The organism is Ignavibacteria bacterium (assembly GCA_017303675.1).
Classification (GTDB): Bacteria; Bacteroidota; Ignavibacteria; order Tepidaquicellales; family OLB5; genus OLB5.
Genome location: JAFLBX010000001.1, coordinates 1,374,244 through 1,396,111, shown reverse-complemented (window position 1 = coordinate 1,396,111; position 21,868 = coordinate 1,374,244). Strand labels below are relative to the sequence as shown.

18 protein-coding genes are annotated in these 21,868 nt (G+C 37.8%); 12 read left to right on the top strand and 6 right to left on the bottom strand.

The annotated features are described in order from the left end of the window. The first annotated feature begins 36 nt into the window (after positions 1-36). The 12 genes from J0M37_06295 to J0M37_06240 all read left to right on the top strand — a co-directional run bounded on the left by J0M37_06295 (position 37) and on the right by J0M37_06240 (position 12,226). Positions 37-552, top strand: a complete 516-nt coding sequence (locus J0M37_06295) for a hypothetical protein (GenBank protein MBN8584691.1) — start codon at positions 37-39, stop codon at positions 550-552. 14 nt (positions 553-566) lie between these two features. Then, positions 567-1,400: a TerC family protein gene (locus J0M37_06290; GenBank protein ID MBN8584690.1), complete on the top strand. Its 834-nt coding sequence runs from the start codon at positions 567-569 to the stop codon at positions 1,398-1,400. Positions 1,401-1,535: 135 nt separating this feature from the next. Next, the gene (locus tag J0M37_06285) at positions 1,536-2,645 is read left to right on the top strand and encodes a DegT/DnrJ/EryC1/StrS family aminotransferase (protein MBN8584689.1); all 1,110 of its coding nucleotides are present in this window, start codon (positions 1,536-1,538) and stop codon (positions 2,643-2,645) included. Positions 2,646-2,664: 19 nt separating this feature from the next. Further along, the gene (locus tag J0M37_06280) at positions 2,665-4,125 is read left to right on the top strand and encodes a sugar transferase (GenBank protein ID MBN8584688.1); all 1,461 of its coding nucleotides are present in this window, start codon (positions 2,665-2,667) and stop codon (positions 4,123-4,125) included. A gap of 2 nt (positions 4,126-4,127) precedes the next feature. Then, positions 4,128-5,174 (top strand): Gfo/Idh/MocA family oxidoreductase, encoded by a 1,047-nt coding sequence (locus tag J0M37_06275; protein ID MBN8584687.1) that lies wholly within the window; start codon positions 4,128-4,130, stop codon positions 5,172-5,174. Beyond that, a complete protein-coding gene (locus J0M37_06270; GenBank protein MBN8584686.1) occupies positions 5,174-5,752 on the top strand; it encodes an N-acetyltransferase in 579 nt (192 codons plus the stop codon). The genes J0M37_06275 and J0M37_06270 overlap by 1 nt, the downstream gene beginning before the upstream one ends. Before the next feature lies 1 nt (position 5,753). Continuing rightward, positions 5,754-6,743 carry a GHMP kinase gene (locus J0M37_06265; protein MBN8584685.1) on the top strand — a complete coding sequence of 330 codons (990 nt, stop codon included), beginning with the start codon at positions 5,754-5,756 and terminating at the stop codon, positions 6,741-6,743. A gap of 19 nt (positions 6,744-6,762) precedes the next feature. Further along, entirely contained in the window at positions 6,763-7,878 is a 1,116-nt protein-coding gene (locus J0M37_06260; protein ID MBN8584684.1) for an SDR family NAD(P)-dependent oxidoreductase, read from the top strand. A gap of 90 nt (positions 7,879-7,968) precedes the next feature. Continuing rightward, on the top strand, positions 7,969-8,538 hold the full coding sequence (locus tag J0M37_06255; GenBank protein MBN8584683.1) for an SIS domain-containing protein: 570 nt from the start codon (positions 7,969-7,971) through the stop codon (positions 8,536-8,538). Positions 8,539-8,565: 27 nt separating this feature from the next. After that, the gene (locus tag J0M37_06250) at positions 8,566-10,260 is read left to right on the top strand and encodes a hypothetical protein (protein MBN8584682.1); all 1,695 of its coding nucleotides are present in this window, start codon (positions 8,566-8,568) and stop codon (positions 10,258-10,260) included. A gap of 11 nt (positions 10,261-10,271) precedes the next feature. Beyond that, complete coding sequence (locus J0M37_06245; GenBank protein MBN8584681.1) at positions 10,272-11,444, top strand: amidohydrolase; 1,173 nt, start codon at positions 10,272-10,274, stop codon at positions 11,442-11,444. A gap of 17 nt (positions 11,445-11,461) precedes the next feature. Continuing rightward, entirely contained in the window at positions 11,462-12,226 is a 765-nt protein-coding gene (locus J0M37_06240; protein ID MBN8584680.1) for a hypothetical protein, read from the top strand. Positions 12,227-12,314: 88 nt separating this feature from the next. Here the strand turns inward: J0M37_06240 and J0M37_06235 are convergent, their stop codons facing one another. The 6 genes from J0M37_06235 to J0M37_06210 form a co-directional block, all read right to left on the bottom strand. Continuing rightward, positions 12,315-13,658: a vanadium-dependent haloperoxidase gene (locus J0M37_06235; GenBank protein ID MBN8584679.1), complete on the bottom strand. Its 1,344-nt coding sequence runs from the start codon at positions 13,656-13,658 to the stop codon at positions 12,315-12,317. A gap of 12 nt (positions 13,659-13,670) precedes the next feature. Continuing rightward, a complete protein-coding gene (locus J0M37_06230) occupies positions 13,671-15,434 on the bottom strand; it encodes a VCBS repeat-containing protein (GenBank protein MBN8584678.1) in 1,764 nt (587 codons plus the stop codon). A gap of 134 nt (positions 15,435-15,568) precedes the next feature. After that, positions 15,569-16,942 carry a T9SS type A sorting domain-containing protein gene (locus J0M37_06225; protein ID MBN8584677.1) on the bottom strand — a complete coding sequence of 458 codons (1,374 nt, stop codon included), beginning with the start codon at positions 16,940-16,942 and terminating at the stop codon, positions 15,569-15,571. A gap of 124 nt (positions 16,943-17,066) precedes the next feature. Continuing rightward, on the bottom strand, positions 17,067-18,359 hold the full coding sequence (locus J0M37_06220) for a T9SS type A sorting domain-containing protein (GenBank protein ID MBN8584676.1): 1,293 nt from the start codon (positions 18,357-18,359) through the stop codon (positions 17,067-17,069). Between the two features lie 101 nt (positions 18,360-18,460). Then, on the bottom strand, positions 18,461-19,858 hold the full coding sequence (locus tag J0M37_06215; GenBank protein MBN8584675.1) for a T9SS type A sorting domain-containing protein: 1,398 nt from the start codon (positions 19,856-19,858) through the stop codon (positions 18,461-18,463). Between the two features lie 140 nt (positions 19,859-19,998). Continuing rightward, a complete protein-coding gene (locus tag J0M37_06210; protein ID MBN8584674.1) occupies positions 19,999-21,792 on the bottom strand; it encodes a T9SS type A sorting domain-containing protein in 1,794 nt (597 codons plus the stop codon). Positions 21,793-21,868 lie beyond the last annotated feature (76 nt).

The following is a 21,868-nucleotide window of genomic DNA, read 5'->3' as shown; positions in this document are numbered from 1 at the left end:
TATATTTGTAGAATTACAAAAACAAAAACCATCAAAATGAAGATTTTCCTCAATTTTGCTGTAATTTCTGCATTTATTTTTATATTTAGTTCCTGCGGAAGTGATAACAAACAGACGCAATCAAGCTTAACAAACCTGGAAGAAGATAAAAAGTTCGCTATTACATTATACGGTGACGAAGTAAAAATAATTGCAAAAGGTGACCTCCTTGGCAGCGGCAAACAATCCGCAATAGCAGCTGTTGTTATGAAACAGACAGATAACAGCTTCTGGATCAAAAAAGGAAGTTTCATACAAAAGGAAAATGACGGCTGGAAAATTCTTCTGAAGATGGAAGATAAATTATCCACTCCAAAAGGAAATTTGGTCGAACAGGTTAATGCGTCAAACGGATACATTATCAGGATCGATTCATCCAAAAAACCTTTCAGTATCAGCTTTACATTGGCAAATGAATACGGAAAAGGCGCAAGTGATGAAGCGCTCATCTTGTGGAATCCTGCCGCAAATAATTTTGAGTTTTCAGAGCTTAATATTAATTTACCACAATAATAACTCTCATCTGAATGTCTCCTAAAAAAGCTCTGAAATGGGTCATATTCTGGATCTCAATTGCGTTGGCATTTAACGCAGGGGTATATTATTTTTTAGGTCAGCAAAAAGCAATTGAATTCCTTACAGGCTATATAATTGAAGAATCTTTAAGCGTTGATAACCTTTTCGTATTTTTAGTATTGTTCAAATACTTCAAAATACCTCTTGAATACCAGAGGCGAGTGCTGAATTGGGGAATTGTAGGGGTAATAATTTTACGCGGAATTTTTATACTTCTCGGGGCAGCATTAATTTCAAACTTCGGCTTTATTTTATATGTATTCGGGGCCATCCTGATATATTCCGGCTATCAAATGGCTTTTGGCAAAGAAAAAGAAATCCACCCTGAACAAAATAAAGTTTTAAGATTATTCAAAAGGTTTTATAAGGTCACTACCGATTATCACGGTGACCATTTCTTTGTAAAAAAAGATGGTATTAACTATGCTACTCCTTTATTTGTCTGTTTGCTGGTAATTGAATCAACTGATCTTGTTTTTGCAATAGATTCAATTCCCGCAATTTTCGCTATTACGACAGACCCGTTCATAGTTTTCTCATCCAACATTCTCGCTGTTTTAGGTTTACGTTCAATGTATTTTCTTCTTTCTGCAATAGCAGATAAATTTGAATTTGTAAAAAAGGGAGTCGGCATTATTTTATGTTATGTAGGCGTAAAAATGCTTATTCCTATGGCATTCCCCGGTTACCATATCCCGGTTTTTATCTCTCTCATAGTAATAATTTCTGTCCTTCTTCTTTCGGTTGTAATTTCAATATTTTTAAACAAAAGAAAAGCAAAATAATCCCTTTCACGTTATTTGTATATAATTAATACCGTCTATTTATTACGTTTTTTGGGTTTCAAAAACGCTAATTTATCCCTAAATTTACCCAAATTTTGTTATTAAACTTATTTATTATAGAAAGTTAAGAATCAAATGAATGTTCCTTTTGTTGATCTGAAGACACAGTATTTAAGTATTAAAGAAGAAATATTAAATGAAATTAATGAAGTTCTGGATAACACCGCCTATATTTGCGGAAAAAAAGCAAAGAAATTTGAAGATGATTTTGCAAAAATGCATGATGTTAAGCATGCGATCGGATTAAGTACAGGCACTGATGCCCTTCATGTAGCAATGCATGCCCTTGGCATAAAACAAGGAGATGAAGTTATTGTACCGGTTAATACATATATTGCTACTGCAGAAGGAGTTTCACTTTGTTATGCAAAACCGGTTTTTGTTGATAACGATGAAAAAACTTACAATATAGATGTAAATAAAATTGAAGCGGCAATCACACCAAATACAAAAGCAATAATCCCGGTTCATCTTTACGGTCAGCCGGCAGAAATGGATGTTATTCTTGAAATAGCAAAAAAGCATAACCTGCATGTAGTGGAAGACTGCTCACAGGCGCACCTTGCAACTTATAAAAGCAGGAAGATTGGCGGACTTGGAATTATCGGTACTTTTAGTTTTTACCCAGGCAAGAATCTTGGTGCCTACGGAGAAGGGGGTGGAGTAACTACAAATGATTCCGTTTTATATGATTTTATGCTGAAATACCGCCAGCATGGCTCCATTGAAAAATATATACACGATATTGAAGGACACAACTACAGGCTAGAAGAGATACAGGCAGGAGTACTTAATGTAAAGATGAAATATATCCAGAAATGGACAGATATGCGCAGAAAGAACGCAAAGCTTTATACAGAAACATTTGCTAAGCTTGGTATTGAAGAAGTTGTTACTCCATGGCATCCTGAATATGTTGACCCTGTTTATCACTTATACATTATTAGAGTTAAGAACAGAGAAAAACTTATTGAACATTTAAATAAGAACGGAGTACAAAACGGGCTTCACTATCCGCTTCCGCTGCATATGCAGAAAGCTTATGCTCATTTGGGATATAAACCGGAAGATTTTCCTGTTGCAAAAAAATATTCAGAGGAAATACTATCAATTCCGATGTATCCTGAAATGACAGAAGAAATGATAAATTATGTTTGCAGTACAATAAAGAAGTTTTATTCATAAATAGAAGTTTTATTTATAAATGATAGACGAATTCATTAAAAAATGGGGCGCCAAAAAGCTGATCCTTTCAGTAAATGATATTTTATGTACATTTATTGCATTTGTGCTGGCTTTATATTTTACAGCGCCGGGTATCAGTCCATATTTTACTGAAATATCTTTCATTGAAAAACTTTTGATCTTTTTTACAGGTGCACTACTTATCGTTCCTATATTCAGATATTACCAGCTATACAAACATAAATATTTCCTGCGAGTCGGAGAGCAAACGCTTCTGATTCTAAAAGGTCTTTTGATAAACAGCATTATTATTATAATTGGCATCTTTATAATTAAAACCCAGGAAGCCCTGCACGATTCCAGAACACAGGTTATAATATATTTCTCGATATCATTTTCTCTTCTTTTTATAACCAGGGTGATTTTATTAAGAAGAATTTTAAGGGCAAATTATGTTGGCGGTAACATTAAAGAGTTTATAACCAGGCGTGCCCTTGCTGTAGGTGCAGGAAATCTTGGAATATTTTTTTCTGAAATCCTTACGGTTAAACCGCATTACCATATTGAACTGATTGGATTTATAGACGAAAATCCTGATAAAAAAGGTAAGATTGTCAACAGAGTTCCGGTTATAGGTACTGTTGAAGAAATGCTTGATATTACTGAAGAGCAGGAAATTGATGAGATCTTTATCACTATCCAGAATATAGAAAATAAAAAATTGCTGGATCTTATCGAAAAATGCAAGCTGACAAATTGTCATGTTAACCTTGTATCTAATCATTTTGATATAATATCTGCTAAGCTTGATGAAGGTGAATATCACGATCTGAAAGTAATTTCAGTTTCTCCAAAACTATCACCATTATATTCAGAAAAATTCAAAAGGATATTTGATATATCAGCTTCGGGATTACTATTGCTGCTTCTTTTCCCTTTATGGCTCTGTATTGCAATTGCAATTAAAATCACCTCTTCCGGACCGGTTCTGTATAAAACAAATGTGATTGGTAAAAACGGTAAAGTTTTCAAATGGTATAAATTCAGGACTATGCATGCAAACAATGATGCTAAGGCCCATGAGATCCACCTTGAAAAACTTATTACAGCCAATAAAGGTTACAAAAAACTTGAAAACGATCCGCGAATAACTTCCGTGGGGAAAATACTAAGAAAATTCAGCCTGGATGAGCTTCCTCAGCTTTGGAATGTTTTTAAAGGCAGTATGAGCCTTGTTGGCCCCAGGCCTTGCCTGCCGTATGAATATGAACATTTTAAGGACTGGCATAAACTGAAATATAAAGTTATACCCGGTATAACCGGCCTTGCGCAGATTATTGCAAGGAACAGGGAAGATGTAACATTCAGCGATTCTGTTTTACTGGATTTATATTACGCAGATAACCAATCACTGTGGCTGGATCTAAAAATTCTATTTAAAACAATACCCGTAATGGTGTTGGGTAAAGGCGGTGTTTAACTATTAAAACTACTGAAAAAAAAATAAACATTGGAGTTATCGGAGCAGGTTATTGGGGACCAAAGCTGATAAGGAACTTTATGAGTCTTCCAAACTGCCAGGTTAAAAAAGTAAGTGATCTCAAATCCGGAAGGCTGGAATTCATAAAAAAAGAATTTCCCTCAGTTGAAATTACAAAAGATTACAGGGAAATTTTAAAAGATAAGTCTATAAATGCAGTTGTAATTTCAACACCCGTTACAACTCATAAAGATCTGGCCGAAGAAGCGATGATTCTTGGGAAACATGTGTTTGTTGAAAAGCCTATGGCATTCAGCACAGAAGAAGCTGAATCAATGGTTTATACAGCGGAAAAGCTGAATAAAAAGCTAGCCGTTGGACATGTTTTCCAGTTTGCCCCGGCTGTAAGAAAAATAAAAGAGCTACTGAAAAAAAAGGTCATTGGTAAAGTGCTTCATATAACTTCTACAAGGATTAACCTTGGTCCGCCTGAATCAGAAGTTGACGTAATTTGGGACTTGGGGCCACATGATTTTTCCATCATACTTTATTTACTGGGGGAAACCCCATGGAAAATAACTTCTGTTAGAAATGAATATCCTTTCGGAGCATTTAACCACAAAAGTTCAAAAAATAAAAATAAGTTAACCAACAATGCACATATTGACCTTAATTTTAAAAGCGGCGTAACTTCTCATATACATTTAGGCTGGCTTTCTTCTACTAAAGTAAGGCTGATGCAGATTTTTGGTTCTGAGGGAACATTAGTCTATGATGAAATGCTCGCTTTGGATGGTAAGCTCAAACTATACGGCCTCGGGATCGATAACAGAATTAAAAATAAAGCCGGAGATAATACTGCACTTGGATACCAGACTGGTGAGATCACAATGATCCCTCTTGAACAACATGAACCTCTAAGATTAGAATGCCAGGAATTTATTAATTCCATAATAAATAATAAACAGCTTATAAATGATGGCAGAATCGGACTTGAAGTAGTTAAGTTACTCGAAACTTCAAGTGAATCATTTAATAAAATCAATTAATGGAAAAAAAATATTTTTCTCATCCAAACGCTATTGTTGAATCCGAAGAAATTGGTGAGAAAACCAGGATATGGGCTTTTGCACATGTACTTAAAAATGTAAAAATTGGGGAAAATTGTAATTTGTGCGATTATGTTTTTGTTGAAAGCGGGGTAAAGATCGGCAACAGGGTTACAATTAAGAACGGAATATCATTGTGGGAAGGGCTTGAAATTGAAGATGATGTTTTTCTTGGCCCCAATGCAGCATTTACAAATGATATGTTCCCCAGAAGCAAGAGACACACAGGCGGGTATCTCAATACACTTTTAAAACAGGGGGCTAGTATAGGTGCTAATGCCACGGTTTTATGTGGCATTACTTTAGGTAGATACTGTCTTGTCGGAGCTGGTTCCGTTGTTACCAAATCTGTTCCTGATTTTGCTTTAGTAACCGGTAACCCTGCAAAATTCAGATACTGGATAGCAAAAACAGGCGAAAAGCTTATTTTTGACAGCAGTAATATTGCATCAGATTCAGATGGCAATAAGTATAGTTTTACTCCGGATGAAAATATAGGCTTTGTAAAGGAAATATAAATTGATAATATCTCAAACGCCACTCAGAATAAGCCTTTCAGGAGGCGGAACTGATCTTGCAAACTATTACAACAATAATGAAGGTTTTGTTGTAAGTACAGCAATTGATAAATACATTTATGTAATAGTAAAAGAAAGGTTCGATGAATTAATATATGTAGATTATTCTGCCAAAGAAATTGTCAGCAATATATCCCAAATAAAACATGAGCTTGTAAGAGAAGCTGCTGTTCTTACCGGGATGACAAAAGGATTCGAGGTAATGATGTTTGCTGATATTCCTTCAGAAGGCTCCGGACTAGGTTCTTCTAGCAGCCTCACAGTCGGTTTACTTCACGCATTTTATCAGTACCTGGGTAAACTGGTTACCGCTGAGCAGCTTGCCCGGGAAGCATGTAAAATTGAAATCGATATCCTTAAACGCCCTATTGGCAAACAAGACCAGTATATTGCTGCTTACGGAGGCTTAAAATCCTTTAAGTTTTGCAAAGATGATTCCGTTGAGGTTACTCCTATTGACCTGATAAGCGAAGCGAAAAGAAAGCTTGGTTCTAACCTTCTGTTGTTCTTTACCGATACAACACGTAAAGCTGCATCGATACTTGAAGAACAAAGTAAAAGTATACAAAGTAAGATTGAATTTCATAACCGGATTAAAGAGCTTGCTTATGATACACTTGACGGACTTAACAATCTTGATATTAACAGGGTTGGAGAAAACCTTAAGATCAACTGGGAAATGAAAAAAAATCTTGCTTCTAATGTTTCCAATAAGGATATTGACAAAATGCACAGCCTCGCCATGGAAGGCGGAGCTTTGGGAGCGAAAATATCGGGTGCCGGAGGCGGAGGATTTCTGCTGGTTTACTGCGAAAGAGATAAGCAGGATACCTTAAGGCGAAGCCTGAAGCAGTACAGAGAGCTGCCGTTCTTTTTGGAAAAGTACGGAAGTAAAATTATTTTTGATCAAACAAGATACGATATTAAATAAGGTTTAACAGAATTTGTATATGGAAAAAGTTTTAGTTACAGGTGGCGCAGGATTTATTGGGTCCCATACAGTTGATAGACTTTTAAAGATAGGTTATGAGGTCAGGATTCTCGATAATCTGCAAAAACCGGTTCATTTAAAGGGTAAACCATCTTACATACCCGCAGAAGCGGAATTTATTCTTGGGGATGTTAGGGACCGGGAAACAGTTGAAAATGCAATGAACGGTATAGACTATATCTTTCATCTTGCTGCTTACCAGGATTACCTTCCTGATTTTTCGACATTTTTTCATGTAAATTCTGTCAGTACTGCTCTTATTTATGAAATCGCTGTAGCTAAAAACCTGCCTATAAAAAAAATTATTGTTGCGTCATCACAATTTGTTAACGGTGAAGGCATTTATAGGGATTTAAAAGGTAATTATGTTTACCCGAAACGCAGGTCAAACGATCAGCTGGAAAAAGGCAAATGGGATTTTACAGATGAGAGCGGAAATCCTCTTGAGTATGTTTGGACACCTGAAACCTATGCATGTCCGCCCAATCAATATGCCATATCAAAATATTCCCAGGAGTTAATGGCGCTGAACTTCGGTGAAAGATATAATATCCCAAGCGTCGCTATGAGATACTCTATCGTTCAGGGTTCAAGGCAATCATTTTACAATATGTACAGCGGAGCATGCAGGATATTTTCATTGAGTTATTATTTTGATAAAGCGCCCACTGTTTATGAAGATGGTATGATGATGCGTGATTTTGTAAACGTACACGATGTAGTTGATGCAAATATCCTTGTTATGCAGGATGAAAGAGCAAACTATAATGCTTATAATGTCGGCGGCGGTAAGGCTTACACTGTAAAGGAATTTTCTGAAATTGTCGCTAAGGAATTCGTAAAAGAACACCTTAAAGCAAATATTTCAGGTGAATATCGTTTCGGTGATACAAGAAATGCATGCTCTAATATTACCAAGCTTAAATCACTTGGCTGGTCACCTCTTCGCACGGCTGAAGACAGCGTAAAAGAATATATCAGCTATCTTAAAGCCCAGACAGATATTCAGGATATCCTTGATTATGCTGAAAAAACCATGAAAAACCTCAATGTGGTCAGAAAATCCAGTAATTAAGTCCTGATTTTTCTCCTTTATACACTATTTTCATTGAGATATATGTTTTTTATGCGGATTTTTGTAAATTATAATAATTAAAATATATTTATGACTTTTAATGAATATCAGAAACTGGTCACAGATACCATGAATTCTGTTGATCAAAAAGAAATATCAGATTTTATTGATGTCCTTGTGAATGCATATTCCAATGACAGGTTCGTATTTGTAATTGGCAATGGCGGAAGCTCTGCTAACGCTTCGCATTTGGCGCAGGATCTTGCCAAAGGAACCAAAATTCATCCTGAACACGAGATCAGGCTCAAAGCTCTCAGCTTAACCGATAACACTCCTTTTCTGACAGCACAGGCTAATGATGAAGGTTATGATACTATCTTTGTGCAGCAGCTTATTACCTATGCTAAGCCCGGTGACCTGGTTATAGCGATCAGCGGCTCGGGAAACAGCCCCAATATTATAAAAGCAATTGAATGGGCAAACAAGAACGGAATGACAACCATTGGCGTTACCGGTTATGACGGGGGAAAACTGTATAATATTGTTAACCACAGGCTCCACGTTCCATTGAACGAAATGTGTACTGCTGAGAGCATACATTCAATTGTGTTTCATTACGTAATTTTAGAATTACGGGAAAAATTCAAAAATCTGAATTAATCTATTTTGCAAATAATCCAATAAATCATGGGAAAGTTCAAATACTGCTTTGCTTTATTATTGTTTATCTGCTTAACTCAATCTGTATTCACACAGGTTGAACTGGTACCGCTTTCCAATCCTGTTTATGATTACTTTGACCGTATGTTAACTAACAAAGTAATTGATAACTTTTCTTCTTCTATGGGGCCGCTTTCAAGAAGGGAAGCTGCTAACCTCCTTAAGGAAATTATCGGCAAAAAGAATAAACTTTCCAAAACCGATAAGATTTTACTGGATTATTACACTACTGAATTTGAGTATGATATGTTCGGTACACTCAAAAATTCCTCAGATTTTTTCTCAAAAAAAGGAGTGGGTGAGCTTTTTAATAATAAAAAGCAAAAGTATCTTTATTCATCGGCTGATTCCAATGTTACATTCTTTTGGGATGGTATCGGCAGTATCAGATATATGGGACTTGAAGGAGATTCTTCAGGTAAACCCCATGTATTGCTTGGCGAGCTTGGAACCAGGATACGCGGTACTTTATTCAAATCAGTCGGTTACTATTTAAGGCTTTCTAATGGAGTAAGGCTTGGCGGAACCTCTGAAGATGCGCAAAGAACTGCGTTCATTGACCCGCAGCTTTCTTCGATAAGGAAATATATCAGCGAAGGAAATAAAACCTTCGATAGCTATGAGGGCTATTTAAGATATGCCCCATCAACAGACTGGCTTGGCTTAACCGTAGGGCGTGAAGCATTAAGCTTTGGCTCAGGATTCATAGATAAAATTTTCTTATCAAACCGAAACTCCGCTCCATTTGATTTTCTCAAGCTTGATCTGCATTATAAAAAAGTCAGATATTCATTTTTCCACTCAAGCATTGTAGGAAATGATTCAGCCGGAGCGCAGCTTGATGCAAAATATCTTGTTTTCCACAGGCTTGAGCTCGGACCGTTCTTCAATAACACACTTAAGCTTGCATTCAATGAAATGGTGGTTTACAGCAATGTTCCGCTGAATTTTGCATTCATTAATCCGATAAGCTTTTTAACTTCCGCTGACATGAATACTGAACTGCCCGGAAGGAACTCTAATAATACCCTGCTTGGAGTTGATATGCAGCTATACCCTGTTAAAAATCTGGCTATCCAGGGAAGCCTGCTGATTGATGACCTGAATTTTGAAACCCTCGGTAATGATTCAGCTAAAGGAAATGATAATAAGTTCGCCATTCAGGGCGGTATTAAATGGCAGAACGCATTTACACTGCCTAATCTCGGACTCGTATATGAATATACTAGGGTTAACCCCTTTGTTTATGCACACAGAGAGATAAATAACTCTTACTCAAACTGGAACCTTCCCTTGGGACATTCACTTAACCCTAATTCAGATGAACATGCATTCAAGCTGGCGTATAACTTCGGAAGCAGGCTCAGGCTTGCAGTTACATACAAAATGCAGAGAACAGGCGAAAATTACACAGATAGCCTTGGAAATTTTATAAATGTTGGCTCAAATATATTGAACGGCAGTGAAGATTTTGCGCGCAAGAATGAATTTTTAAACGGTATCCGAATTAACAGGAATATTATAATTGCTGAGCTTGAATTCGAACCAATTAAGCAATATTTCTTTACGATCAGATATACCCGGAAAAATTATGATTACGTTGACAGGAATATCAGCTTTGGAGAAAACATCTTCTGGGGTAATTTCAGGATAGATTATTAAGCCGGGCATAAATGAGCATTAAAGAAAATATTAAAAAGCTGGCGGCAAAGTATTCGGGAGAAATGATCTCTCTCAGAAGAGATATGCATGCAAACCCTGAAACAGCGTTCAATGAACACGAAACAACCAGCCTTATATACAATAAGCTTAAAAACGTAAGATTAGATAAAGTAGAGCGTTTCCCCGGAACAGGACTGTTTGGTTTGCTTAAGGGTAATTACGGTAAATGCGCCGCTTTGAGAGCAGATATTGACGCATTGCCAATCACTGAAAATACCGGGTTAAAGTTTTCATCAAAAAATCCCGGCGTTATGCATGCATGCGGCCACGATGCGCATTCAGCTATGGTTTACGGCGCAGCTTTGATACTAAAGGAGCTTAAAGCTGAACTTAACGGATCAGTAAAGTTTATTTTTCAGCCTGCTGAAGAAAAAAATCCCGGCGGTGCATCAGTGTTGATCAAACACGGTGTGTTGAGCTCACCTAAAGTTGATGTAATATTCGGCCAGCATATTCTGCCCGGCAAGCCGGCCGGTAAAAATGGATTTTACCCGGGCGTAATGATGGCTTCCCAGGATGAAATATACATTACAATTATTGGTAAAGCCGGTCACGGGGCAAGACCTCAAGGCGCAATCGATCCAATCGTCATTGCATCCCAGGTTGTTCTTGCTTTACAAACAATTGTTTCCAGAAATACTGACCCGTATGAGCCCATAGTTATTACCATTGGAAGGTTCCAGGGCGGCACTATTAATAATGTTATACCTGATAAAGTTGAACTCTCCGGCACTGTCAGAACCCTGAATGAAAAGCTTAGAAAAAATACGCTGAAGCTGATAGAACGCACTGTTAAAGGAATATGTTCTTCCGCCGGCGCTTCATATAAATTCACAGTTTCACCCGGGTACCCTGAGCTTGTTAACTCACCTGATGTTACAAAGTTTGCTGAGACTTCCGCAATTGAATTCAGCGGGAAAGAAAATGTTTTTAAAGGTGAAAGATTCATGTTCGCCGAAGATTTTGCGTACTATTTAAAAAAATGCCCCGGAACCTTTTACTGGATCGGGGCTGGAAACACAACCGGTCTACACACTTCTACATTAAACCTTGATGAAAAACTGATCCCGCAGGGAGCCGCTTTTATGGCATATCTTGCATGGAAATACCTCTTAACTAACTGATATCTACAATAATTTTAATGAAGCTGAGAACAGAGGTCCAATTATTCCAGGTTTTCAGAATTGCCATTGCAATGTGTTTCATTGGGCATGGTGCTTTCGGTATTATTACTAAACAGATTTGGTGTAATTATTTTGCGGTATTTGGTATTGATCAGGTAATAGCATACAAGCTCATGCCTGTAGTAGGTACTTTTGATATTTTTATGGGCATTTTAATTATCACATACCCAATGAGAATTGTACCGGCATGGCTGGTATTTTGGGGTCTGTTTACGGCTCTATTAAGACCCTTATCACATGAACCTTTTGCAGAATTTTTAGAACGTGCCGGGAATTACGGCACTCCTTTTGCAATGCTGCTATTAGTTGGATTCGGAAATAATTTCAAAGATTTATTTTCAAGGCTGAAAAGTGACAATTTTGCACAAAAGAATGTATGCAAAAAAATAGAAATCTGTTTAAGGGTAACAGTTTTTCTGTTGTTATTAGGGCATGGATGGCTTAATCTAATACATAAGAAAGGACTGTTAGATCAATATTCTTCTGTTTGTATTTCCGATCCTGTTACAGTTGCTGGTATAATTGGAATTTTTGAGATCCTTGCTGCAATACTCATACTCATAAAACCTCTGCGAAGTATATTGCTCCCACTATTAATTTGGAAAATTGCTAGCGAAATGATTTATCCTGCTTATCCATATTGGGAGTGGATTGAGCGTGGTGGCAGCTATGCTGCTATTATGGCATTATTGATAATAATTAAACCTGCCAAAAAAGATTAGATCAAACAATTGGAATTTGTATAAGATCTTATTGATAATATAAAAGCCCTGAAATATACTCAGGGCTTTTTATTTTTTTAATAATGAATTACTGATTTTTTCTCAATTTAACTCGGCTGTAAATATCAGCCCCGATATTTTCTCCCATTAATACCCCATTTTCACAGGCATTCCTGTAATGGATTCCACCGTAAATTCTTGAATTAGAACATTCCACAGCTGCTTCTTTAAAATTATTAAAAGAGCGCGGTGGCATTCCAATTCGTAAATGAGTAGTATCAGTAAACGGTAATTCACCAAATACTTTTGTTAAAAGGTAAGAACAAGTTCCTGAGCTTGTTGAGTGACCTGAAGGATAGTCCGGAAATGGTGGTGTTGGTAATAATGGTGTCCAGCCCGGCTGCATATACCTTCTTATAAAAGATTGTGGTCTCAAATAGTTATCAAAATATTTAGCATACCAGCATGAAATGAACGCATCTCCAATTCCAATACCTAAATAACCGAATGCTTCTGCAGCTTTATCCAATTTGTACCCATGTTTAGATATCATTTGATATACGATTGATACCCAGTGCCCCGGAGGCTGTAATGTTAATTGTTTATCTCTCCAGAATAATGCAATTTCTCTTTGTTCGGGAGTAATATTTTCTCTTATCTGTTTAATTTCAAGCTGATCAATGTAAAAAGGCGAACCTGCTGTAGTATCAAAGCTATATGAAGGTGCTAAGTAATTTGAAGATGCACTTTGTACAGCAAAAGTCCTTAATGTTCCCCAATATGGCTCTACTGCTGTATCTCCGGGATTAATTGGTTCCCAATTAGCAGGATTTTCGAAAATTGAAGGCGGATTGTAGGGGGCTCCGTTTATTCTGTAAAACCCATCATTGTTAGCCCATTCTAGAATCTTAACGGCAATTGCTTCGCCTAGTATAATGGACCGGTTAATCACTGAAGAGTCTTTTTCAGAATATTTTATAAGCCTTTGATTACTCGCCATATTATTTATCATATTATGAGATGTATTATGCAGCACTCTGTATAAACCACGGAATAATATGGGCATGGCACCTGTAAGTACTGAAGGCCAATCATACTCATAAGCCGGATATGCCAATGGCATTTGCGGCATTTCTTTTAATTGACCGCTCAATGAGCGGTACATTGGCATTCCCTGCACAATACATTCATATAATCCAATACTCAAATAAGAATAAATTCTGCCTGCTTGAGGTGGATTATCACGGCTTTCATCAGCAATAATTTTTCCTGAAAGCCACATCCAATCAGTTGCATACTTTGCATCATATGATGATGCTAAAGGTGAAATTGGTTCCGTTACAATATTTACTGATGTACTGTTTTCACTGCAGCCGTTCACCAGTACAGTAATAAGTAATAAAAATACTATATAACCGAATAATCTTTTCATGCTCAGTACTTTTTATTTTATTAATATCATTTTTTTAGTGTCTGAAAATTCACCGGCTCTCATTTTATAATAATATATTCCTGATGATAATCCGGAGGTAACCTTTTCATTTATATCATATCTGTAGTTTCCTGCTGTTTTGTATTCATTTACAAGCTCCTTCACTTCAATACCGAGTATATTATAAAGCTTGATGCTTACATTGGTGCTTTTAGTGACAGAATATTCAATAATTGTCGAAGGATTAAATGGATTTGGATAGTTCTGTGATAAGCTGAATTCTGCAGGCAGTATAGTATTGTTCCCGTTTATCCCGATAACACCTGCTTCGGTAATTGTAGTAACATTATTTACAGGAATATTATGTACAGTCTGCATAATACCGCTTGGCCAAAGTACTCTTATAGAATCTATGACCGATGAATTACCTGCACCCATAGTCTGCACCATCGAATTCTGCGAACAGTAACTCTGGCCGCATGTTACGTATCTTTTGTATTTATTAATACCTCTGTAAACTTCCATCAGCGCACCAATACCTTCCCTGTTGCTGTATGTGCCCTGCAGCTTTATTTTAACCCATTTATTACTGCCTCCGCTGCTTTTCATCAGGCTAACAGGATCCCCGGTATTCATTGATACCATATCAATATAACCGTCATTATTTACATCTCCTGCAGCGCTTCCGTAACTCTGGAAATTATCATTAACCAGGCCAATGTTGGTTAGCTGTGTAAATGTACTGTTCCCGTTGTTCCGGAATAATACATTATACCTGTCAATTGGCCCGCCTGATACGGCTATATAAAGATCGTCATCACCGTCATTATCGTAATCAAAAAAATTATTCCCCCAGCAGATCCTGTTAACGCTCATATTATAAGTACCGGCTACTTCTGTAAAAGTACCGTTACCGTTGTTCTTAAGGAATGCATTACCTTCTTCACCATTTGATACATAAATATCAAAATAGCCGTTATTATCAAAATCAGTAATGGAAAGTCCCATCGCATCCAGCTCAAGAAAAGTTCCGCTCTGCTGGCTTACATTGCTGAATGTACCGTTGCCGTTATTCTTAAGCAGAGTATTGCCGTATCTTCTGTCTGAGGCAATATAAACATCAGGCCAGTTATCATTATTATAATCAATGGCTATCATTGCAAGAACCTTATTGCCTGAATTTTCCATATTAGCAGCAGCGCTTACATCCTGGAATGTTCCGTTGCCGTTATTTCTGTAAAGTTTATTGGGCTTTGGGATGTTATTGCCAAAACCGGTATAAACGCCTATATAAAGATCAAGGAATCCGTCACGGTCGTAGTCGAACCAGATTGCTGTAGTTGCGTGCAGCGAGTCAGAAGTAATTCCCGCAGATGATGTGAAATCCTGGTAAGTGCCGTTGTTGTTTTTATAAAACTTCAGAATACCCGTAAAGTGAATGCATAAAATATCCCTGTCACCATCATTATCATAGTCACATACAAGTGTTGCCTTTGATTCAGAAGCCTCTGTGAAGCCAAATGAATTTGTTACATCTGTAAAATTTACAATGTTATTTCTGTAGGCAACAATTGTTTGTCCTGAACTGCTGGTTGAAAATATATCGTCGTATGAGTCCAGATCGTAATCAACAAAGCTTATACCGCCGCCGTTAAATCCGCTTTGGTACATGTGTCCAAGACCCAGCTGTGGTCCGGCATTTGTATAAGTTTGTGCCTGTATAACAGAATTAAAAAAAAGTATTAAAAAAAGAAAAAGTAAATAAATTACTTTCATTTATTGCTCCTTAAAATGTGATTTATAGCAGGTATAATAATATTTTTTGCTGTTTATAACAATACAAATAAACAATAAAAAAGCCCTAAAATTACTTAATTTTAGAGCTTTTTTTGTAAATTTATTTAAATTATTTACTTAATCAGCAGCATTTTCCTGGTTTGTGTAAAACTTCCGGCGTTTATTGTGTAAAAATAAATTCCGCTTGCCAGCTCACTGCCTGAAAATGTTATTGTATGATTTCCGCTTGGATAAAATCCGTTCACCGGTTCATTAACGGTTTTTCCGCTGATATCAGTCACAGTTATTTTTACCGTTGAAGCATTTGGCAGAGAAAACCCGATCTTTGTTTCAGGATTAAACGGGTTAGGATAATTCTGTTTAAGCTCAAATTTTTCCGGTATCAACGAACCGCTGTTATTAATTCCAACCATATTCATACACGGACCTTCAATAAAAGTAAAATAAAATGATTCAGCTTTATTGGAATTCTGGTTTGTTGTATATCCGCCAACCATGTATATCTGGTCATAACCTTTTCCGCAGGCTTTGTAATTGGATCTTGCCTGGGAATTATCCGGTAAACCCGGCTGCCATGATTGTGTACAAAAATTATAAAAATGTGTCTGTGATGTAGGAACTGAACCGCCAATAGCGCCGCCTGTGCACATTACGCCAACTCCGGTTGATTTAACACCTATATACGATGCCATTCTTGTTATCGGACCGGCAGGGTAGTTTGCAATTTGAGTCCAGGTAATTCCCATAGTTGTTGGGTTTATAACACCTTTATAACAGTTAGCCAGCGCAACACCCCCTGTGGTATATCCGCCAACTGTAATTATTGTATCCCTGTAAATTCCGCCGCCCAGCATTGCATTTGGTAACGGAAGGTCATTGCTGTTAGTGTAGGAATTGGATGCTACATTATATATCTGGACTTTATTTGTCTTTAACGAATTTGTTCCAAAATAACCATCACCGCCGCCAATCACAAAAATATAGCTTTCGCTGTGTTTTAATACAAGCGCATCGGTGATCTTTGTTGGCATATCTGCCATTGTTTGCCATGAATTGTTAATAACATCATACTTAAGAGTTTTACCCAAACCGCTTGATGAATTGCCTCCAAACACATAAATGTATGATCCGCCGCTTACAGTTACTGCTGTTCCAGAAGATATCTGGTGCGGCATTGTGGAATAATTATTCTGCCATGAGTTTGTTGATAGATTTAACCTTGCAACCCTTCTCATATCGTTTGAGCTGTTGCCGCCGCCAAACTGATATAAATACGGAACTCCTGCTATTTCTACATATGCGCAGCAGCTCCTTGAAAGTGCATTCGGTGAATTTGGCAATGTTGACCAGTTTCCCGATAAATTGTATGGGGTGGGTTCAGGTACATAAAACGAACCTGAAGTATAGTTCTCATCATAATCCTGGTTTTGTGCAGGTATATATGAGACAAACAAAATAAATACTATTGATGTAATTAATACTTTCATACAATTATTCCTTTTTTAAGTAATTATTTAAATAATTACCCCCTAACTGTAGTAAATTTAATTACTCAATACTAGTGATACAATCACGTGATTAGGTTAGCTGTAAAAAATAAATTCATTAAATTTACTTAATTAGGACCATTTTTTTTGAGTCTGAAAATTCCCCAGTTTCAATCTTATAGAAATATACCCCGCTTGCCATGTTACTGCCGTCAAAAACTACTTCATGCCTGCCTGATGTAAAGTATTCGTTTTTCAATATCTGAAGCTCTTTACCTAACATATCAGTTACGGTTAACTTAACATTCCCGCTTTTAAGGATATCAAAAGAAATAGTTGTTTGAGGGTTGAACGGATTAGGATAATTCTGCCTCAGGCTGTACTCTACCGGTATGTTTGAATTGCCAATGCCTGTTAAAGGACCCGTACAGTAAAGCAGGCATGTATCTGCGAAAACATCAAGGGGTCTTGAAACCTGTCCCTGGATCGAACCTCCTGCGCACCATATCTTAACGCCGGGCACTCCCTGGCAATATGTAATACTTGCAGAAATAGACCCGCTTAAATTATTTGTCCTGTTTGGTTTGCCGTCTCTGTAAGTCCATGCTGATGTTGTTGTATCCCAAACAGCAACTGAATCATTGCCTGAACCTCCGTTAATTTCTCCCATAACAACATAAAATTTTCCTAAAATGGCTGTACCGCCGGGCCTGCTTGTAGCAACAGCTATGTTTGTTCTTTGCTGCCAGGTTATCTGAAGCGGGTTGGAAGGATTGATCGTTCCCACCCAGAAATCATTCCTGAATGAACCTGAAAAACCGGCGCAAACAAACAGCTTATTGCCTAAAATTCCGCCTGCAAAGCTGCGCCTGCCGTTGCCTGAAGTAATCTGTGTTGCCTGTGACCAGGTATTTGTATTTACATTATAGACCTGTATAAGTGTTTCATAGGTATTCCATCCACCCATCATGCTGTATATTAAACTATCCCTGTAACACTCAGCTACATTACCTGTGACCGGTGTGGGAATATCAGCAAGTGCTGACCAAATTCCTGTTGCCGGATCGTAGACAAAAGTTTCTGATGTTCCTGTGGCAATTGCCGTATTACCGCCACCTATATAGTATATTTTGTTTCTGCAGGCAACAAGATCACCTCCTGATTTTGCAACCGGCGTTCCTGCTCCAACTGTCCAAACATTTGAGCTGATTGAATATTTATAAAAATTTGTTGTTGGCGCTCCTGATGATGAGCCGCCCGCTACATAAATTGTATCGCCTAATACAACCGAGGCGTGGCCCCAGATAGTACCCGTTCCGGGCATTACCGGAAAATTCCCGCACCACTGATTTGGCTGTCTTTGAGAAAGGATTGAAACTGTGGATAATAGAAGAAAAAGAGAAATATATTTTTTCATGATTCCACCCCCTGGAAAATTTGAATTGTAATTTTCTATACCTTAAAATAGGTAATTAAAGAGGTTAAATCAATAAGGGTATTAGTTAACTGTAAACGCTATTATTTTAATAATATCATCTTTTTTGCAATAGAATGTACATTATTACTTATTCTGTAAATATACAAACCGCTTGCAAGATCTTTACCGTCAAACTCAAGTTCATATGTTCCGCTGCTAAGAGCTGTAAATTTGTATGAATATACCTGCCTGCCTGTAATATCAAATACATCAAAGCTAATATTGTTATCATCCGTTTTAACATAATCAAATCTTACTTTTGTAACCGGATTGAACGGGTTTGGATAATTCTGGTAAAGCCTGAACTCTGACGGAATATTTGATGATATGTTATTTATGCCAATTGGCGGCGGGGTAATAAAAGAATATTTCTGCGCTATATTAAGCGCATTGGGATTTTTAAACCCGCCAAATAAATAAAAATAATTCGAGTCTAAACCTGTTACCGGTGCAAACGATGATATATTAGCCGTAGTATCTCCTGAAACCGGAAGAAATCCGGTCCACACCCCTATAGTATCCTGAAACCTTAATCCCCATATCTCATTCACAGAAGCAGAACCGTTCATCCCCGGACCTATCAGCATAAAATCCTGCCACCTGGCTCCGCAAACCCGGTAAACAGGCACGCTGAACGGTAAATTGGAAAAAAGCTGCCAGGTAATTTTAATAGTATCTGCGCTGTATAAATTCACATTTCCTTTAAAAACAGAATTTACAAAACCGGCACTGTAACCGCCGGCTACAAAAAGCGAAGTATCAAATTCTGTTTTGTTGAACTCTGAATGCGCAGTTGTGATATTTATGGGATAAACATTTGAATTGATCCATGTATTGAAAGCAGGATTATAAATTCGAACCAGGTTTATTGCCCCTGAAAATCCGGATACTGAGCCGCCGATAACAGCAATAAGACTGTCATTGATAACACTCACAGCAGCTTCGTGAACAAACGGCGCCGGTAAAGTATCTGCTATTGACCATGTGCCGGTTAAGAGTGAAAATTTAAATATCAGTCCGTCTGCAGATGTAAAGGTTGAATCAATTGAGCCAACAAGATAAAGTGCATCCTTTACTTTTACCAGCTTACCTGACCATCTGGGCTCCGGCAGCGAAGCTGCCTGTGTATATGTACCGCTGTTCAGATCATACCACCGGCATGTATCAGTCGGAACTCCCGATGAATTTGAACCGCCGCAAATTAATATCCGTCCTGATAGAGAATCATAATATGTATTTGTTCCAAGTAATGATTGCGGCATATCATTCAGCCTGCTCCATACTCCGTTTACATACAGGTTCGTATCACCGGGGTTGAATGATAAATTCCTGTTTTCCTGTAAACCGGTTTTGGATCCGATAAAAATAGGGTTTTCCTGCGAAAATGCGCTGAATATTAAGCCTGATAGTAATAAAAAAAGGATAGTTAGCTGTTTCATATAATACAAGGTTATGGATATTTTATACTATTTTCAATTTAAAAATTTACTTTTTATGAAAACAGGTTAATAAAAAACCCGGAAATATTTCTATTTCCGGGTTTTGAAATTTTTAAATGATCAGAACTTTTCAGTTATGATTATTTTACGAGTAACATTCTCTTTGTATCGGTGAACTCACCGGCTTCAAGCCTGTAGAAATAAACACCCGATGCAAGAAGTGAAGCGTCAAAATTAACTTCGTAGGTACCTGAATTTCTGAATTCATTTACCAGAGTTTTAACTTCTCTTCCGAGAATATCAAATATAACTAATTTCACGTTATCGCCCTGGGGCATTGTGAACTTAATTGATGTTGACGGGTTGAACGGATTCGGATAGTTCTGGCTTAAACTGTAGTAGTTCGGGATTTCAACAGTCTGAATTCCGCCTACCGGGCAGTTATAGGAAATAACCAAACACCATCTTCTTAATGAACCTGTATCACCGTTTGCTGTATCACTGATAGAAAGTCTCCAGTAACCATCGCCCTGGCCAGCGCCGAAATTGAATGGTGCAAGCGGGTTAGAAGGTCTGAACTGTCCTGTGAAAGGAGCTGTTCCTGATGCAATTGGTGTTGATGCTGAATCGTTAAGAACGGTACCAATGAAATTATCGCCGGAGCTTCCAACGTTATCTATTATTAATGATGATACTGCGCCTTTGTTTAAATAGAATGAAAGGTCAGAATCCCATGTATGAATAACTGTATCAATTCTTACATTTACATCTGTGATAACGCAGCCTGAACCTAAAGTTACCTGGATTGAATCTCTTGTCCATGCATTATCAATTATTGGCAGATTTACGCTTCTGCAGATCGTTGTCTGCGGTCCCGGAGGCGGTGCGGGGCAAAGAGTATCTGTGAAGATCTGTGTGTTAGTTAAATAAGCGTTGTTATAACCGCCTGCAACAAAAAGCCTGTAAATATTGCCTGTAAATCTTGCGCTTCCAACACCTGCATATAAAGCGCCGGTTAACATGTTAGCCTGTGGGGTATACGTGTTTGCGCCCGGGCTGTAAACTGCGCAGCCGTTAACGCCTGTAAATGCTGTTGTTGTACTTCCGTGTACTAATATAACGCCTCTGCATCCCCAGTTCATTGCATCTGTTCTGAAGATAGCCGGTGAGAACGGTGCAGGAGCAGGAATACCTGTTGTCCAGGTAATTGTGCTTCTGTTTGACTGGCTGATAACACCAACATATGTCTGGTTATACAGTAATGTTGCATCAGCTCCGCCGATATATACTAAAGTATCGCCTGTTACTGCAAAACCGCCTCCGAACCTTGTTCCGGGCATGTTTGTACAGTTTCTGTACTGGCCTGTTATCCTGTTATAAAGAAGCGGTGTATTGGCAACATTGGTTCCGTCATAACCGCCGGCAATAAATATCAAGCTATCCTGGTAAGCAACAGCTTTTCCCCAGCCTTTTGCAACCGGCATCGGGTTACCTGCTGACCATGTGTTTGAAGGAATGTGATATCTCATTACTGATGACTGGTAAACGCTGCTTGCGTTTGCTCCGCCGAAAATATAAAGAGTATCGCCAAGAACCACGCCTGCTGCTCTGTCAAGTGTATTTGGAGCAGGAGCCATTGTTGACCAAGTGTTGGTTCTGGAATTATATCTCTGAAGAAGTGTTGAAGCGGGACTGTTTGAGTAGCAGAACAGCCATGCAGTATCATTTCTTACAAATGTGCCTGCAGCTCCGAATGTATGGCTTGAAGGGATGTTAGCGCCAGCTGACCATCCGCCTACCATATCACCTTCAACTGTAACAGTGTTACCTGTTAAAGGAGCTGAATCATTACGGTTATCTCCGCCATAATAAAAGCCGAGAACTACCGCAAAAACAACGATAACTGAAAAAAAGAATAATAACCGATTCTTCATTTTATGTTCTCCGTTTGTTAAAAAATAGTTAATTGAATATTGCATAATATTAAATTAAAATTGAGATGTCAAGTGA

What these genes read in the sequence shown, in the direction of transcription:
- J0M37_06295 (MBN8584691.1), top strand. Translation starts at nt 37, where the DNA reads ATGAAGATTTTCCTCAATTTTGCTGTAATTTCTGCATTTATTTTTATA.
- J0M37_06290 (MBN8584690.1), top strand. Translation starts at nt 567, where the DNA reads ATGTCTCCTAAAAAAGCTCTGAAATGGGTCATATTCTGGATCTCAATT.
- J0M37_06285 (MBN8584689.1), top strand. Translation starts at nt 1,536, where the DNA reads ATGAATGTTCCTTTTGTTGATCTGAAGACACAGTATTTAAGTATTAAA.
- J0M37_06280 (MBN8584688.1), top strand. Translation starts at nt 2,665, where the DNA reads ATGATAGACGAATTCATTAAAAAATGGGGCGCCAAAAAGCTGATCCTT.
- J0M37_06270 (MBN8584686.1), top strand. Translation starts at nt 5,174, where the DNA reads ATGGAAAAAAAATATTTTTCTCATCCAAACGCTATTGTTGAATCCGAA.
- J0M37_06260 (MBN8584684.1), top strand. Translation starts at nt 6,763, where the DNA reads ATGGAAAAAGTTTTAGTTACAGGTGGCGCAGGATTTATTGGGTCCCAT.
- J0M37_06255 (MBN8584683.1), top strand. Translation starts at nt 7,969, where the DNA reads ATGACTTTTAATGAATATCAGAAACTGGTCACAGATACCATGAATTCT.
- J0M37_06250 (MBN8584682.1), top strand. Translation starts at nt 8,566, where the DNA reads ATGGGAAAGTTCAAATACTGCTTTGCTTTATTATTGTTTATCTGCTTA.
- J0M37_06245 (MBN8584681.1), top strand. Translation starts at nt 10,272, where the DNA reads ATGAGCATTAAAGAAAATATTAAAAAGCTGGCGGCAAAGTATTCGGGA.
- J0M37_06240 (MBN8584680.1), top strand. Translation starts at nt 11,462, where the DNA reads ATGAAGCTGAGAACAGAGGTCCAATTATTCCAGGTTTTCAGAATTGCC.
- J0M37_06235 (MBN8584679.1), bottom strand. Translation starts at nt 13,658, where the DNA reads ATGAAAAGATTATTCGGTTATATAGTATTTTTATTACTTATTACTGTA.
- J0M37_06230 (MBN8584678.1), bottom strand. Translation starts at nt 15,434, where the DNA reads ATGAAAGTAATTTATTTACTTTTTCTTTTTTTAATACTTTTTTTTAAT.
- J0M37_06225 (MBN8584677.1), bottom strand. Translation starts at nt 16,942, where the DNA reads ATGAAAGTATTAATTACATCAATAGTATTTATTTTGTTTGTCTCATAT.
- J0M37_06220 (MBN8584676.1), bottom strand. Translation starts at nt 18,359, where the DNA reads ATGAAAAAATATATTTCTCTTTTTCTTCTATTATCCACAGTTTCAATC.
- J0M37_06215 (MBN8584675.1), bottom strand. Translation starts at nt 19,858, where the DNA reads ATGAAACAGCTAACTATCCTTTTTTTATTACTATCAGGCTTAATATTC.
- J0M37_06210 (MBN8584674.1), bottom strand. Translation starts at nt 21,792, where the DNA reads ATGAAGAATCGGTTATTATTCTTTTTTTCAGTTATCGTTGTTTTTGCG.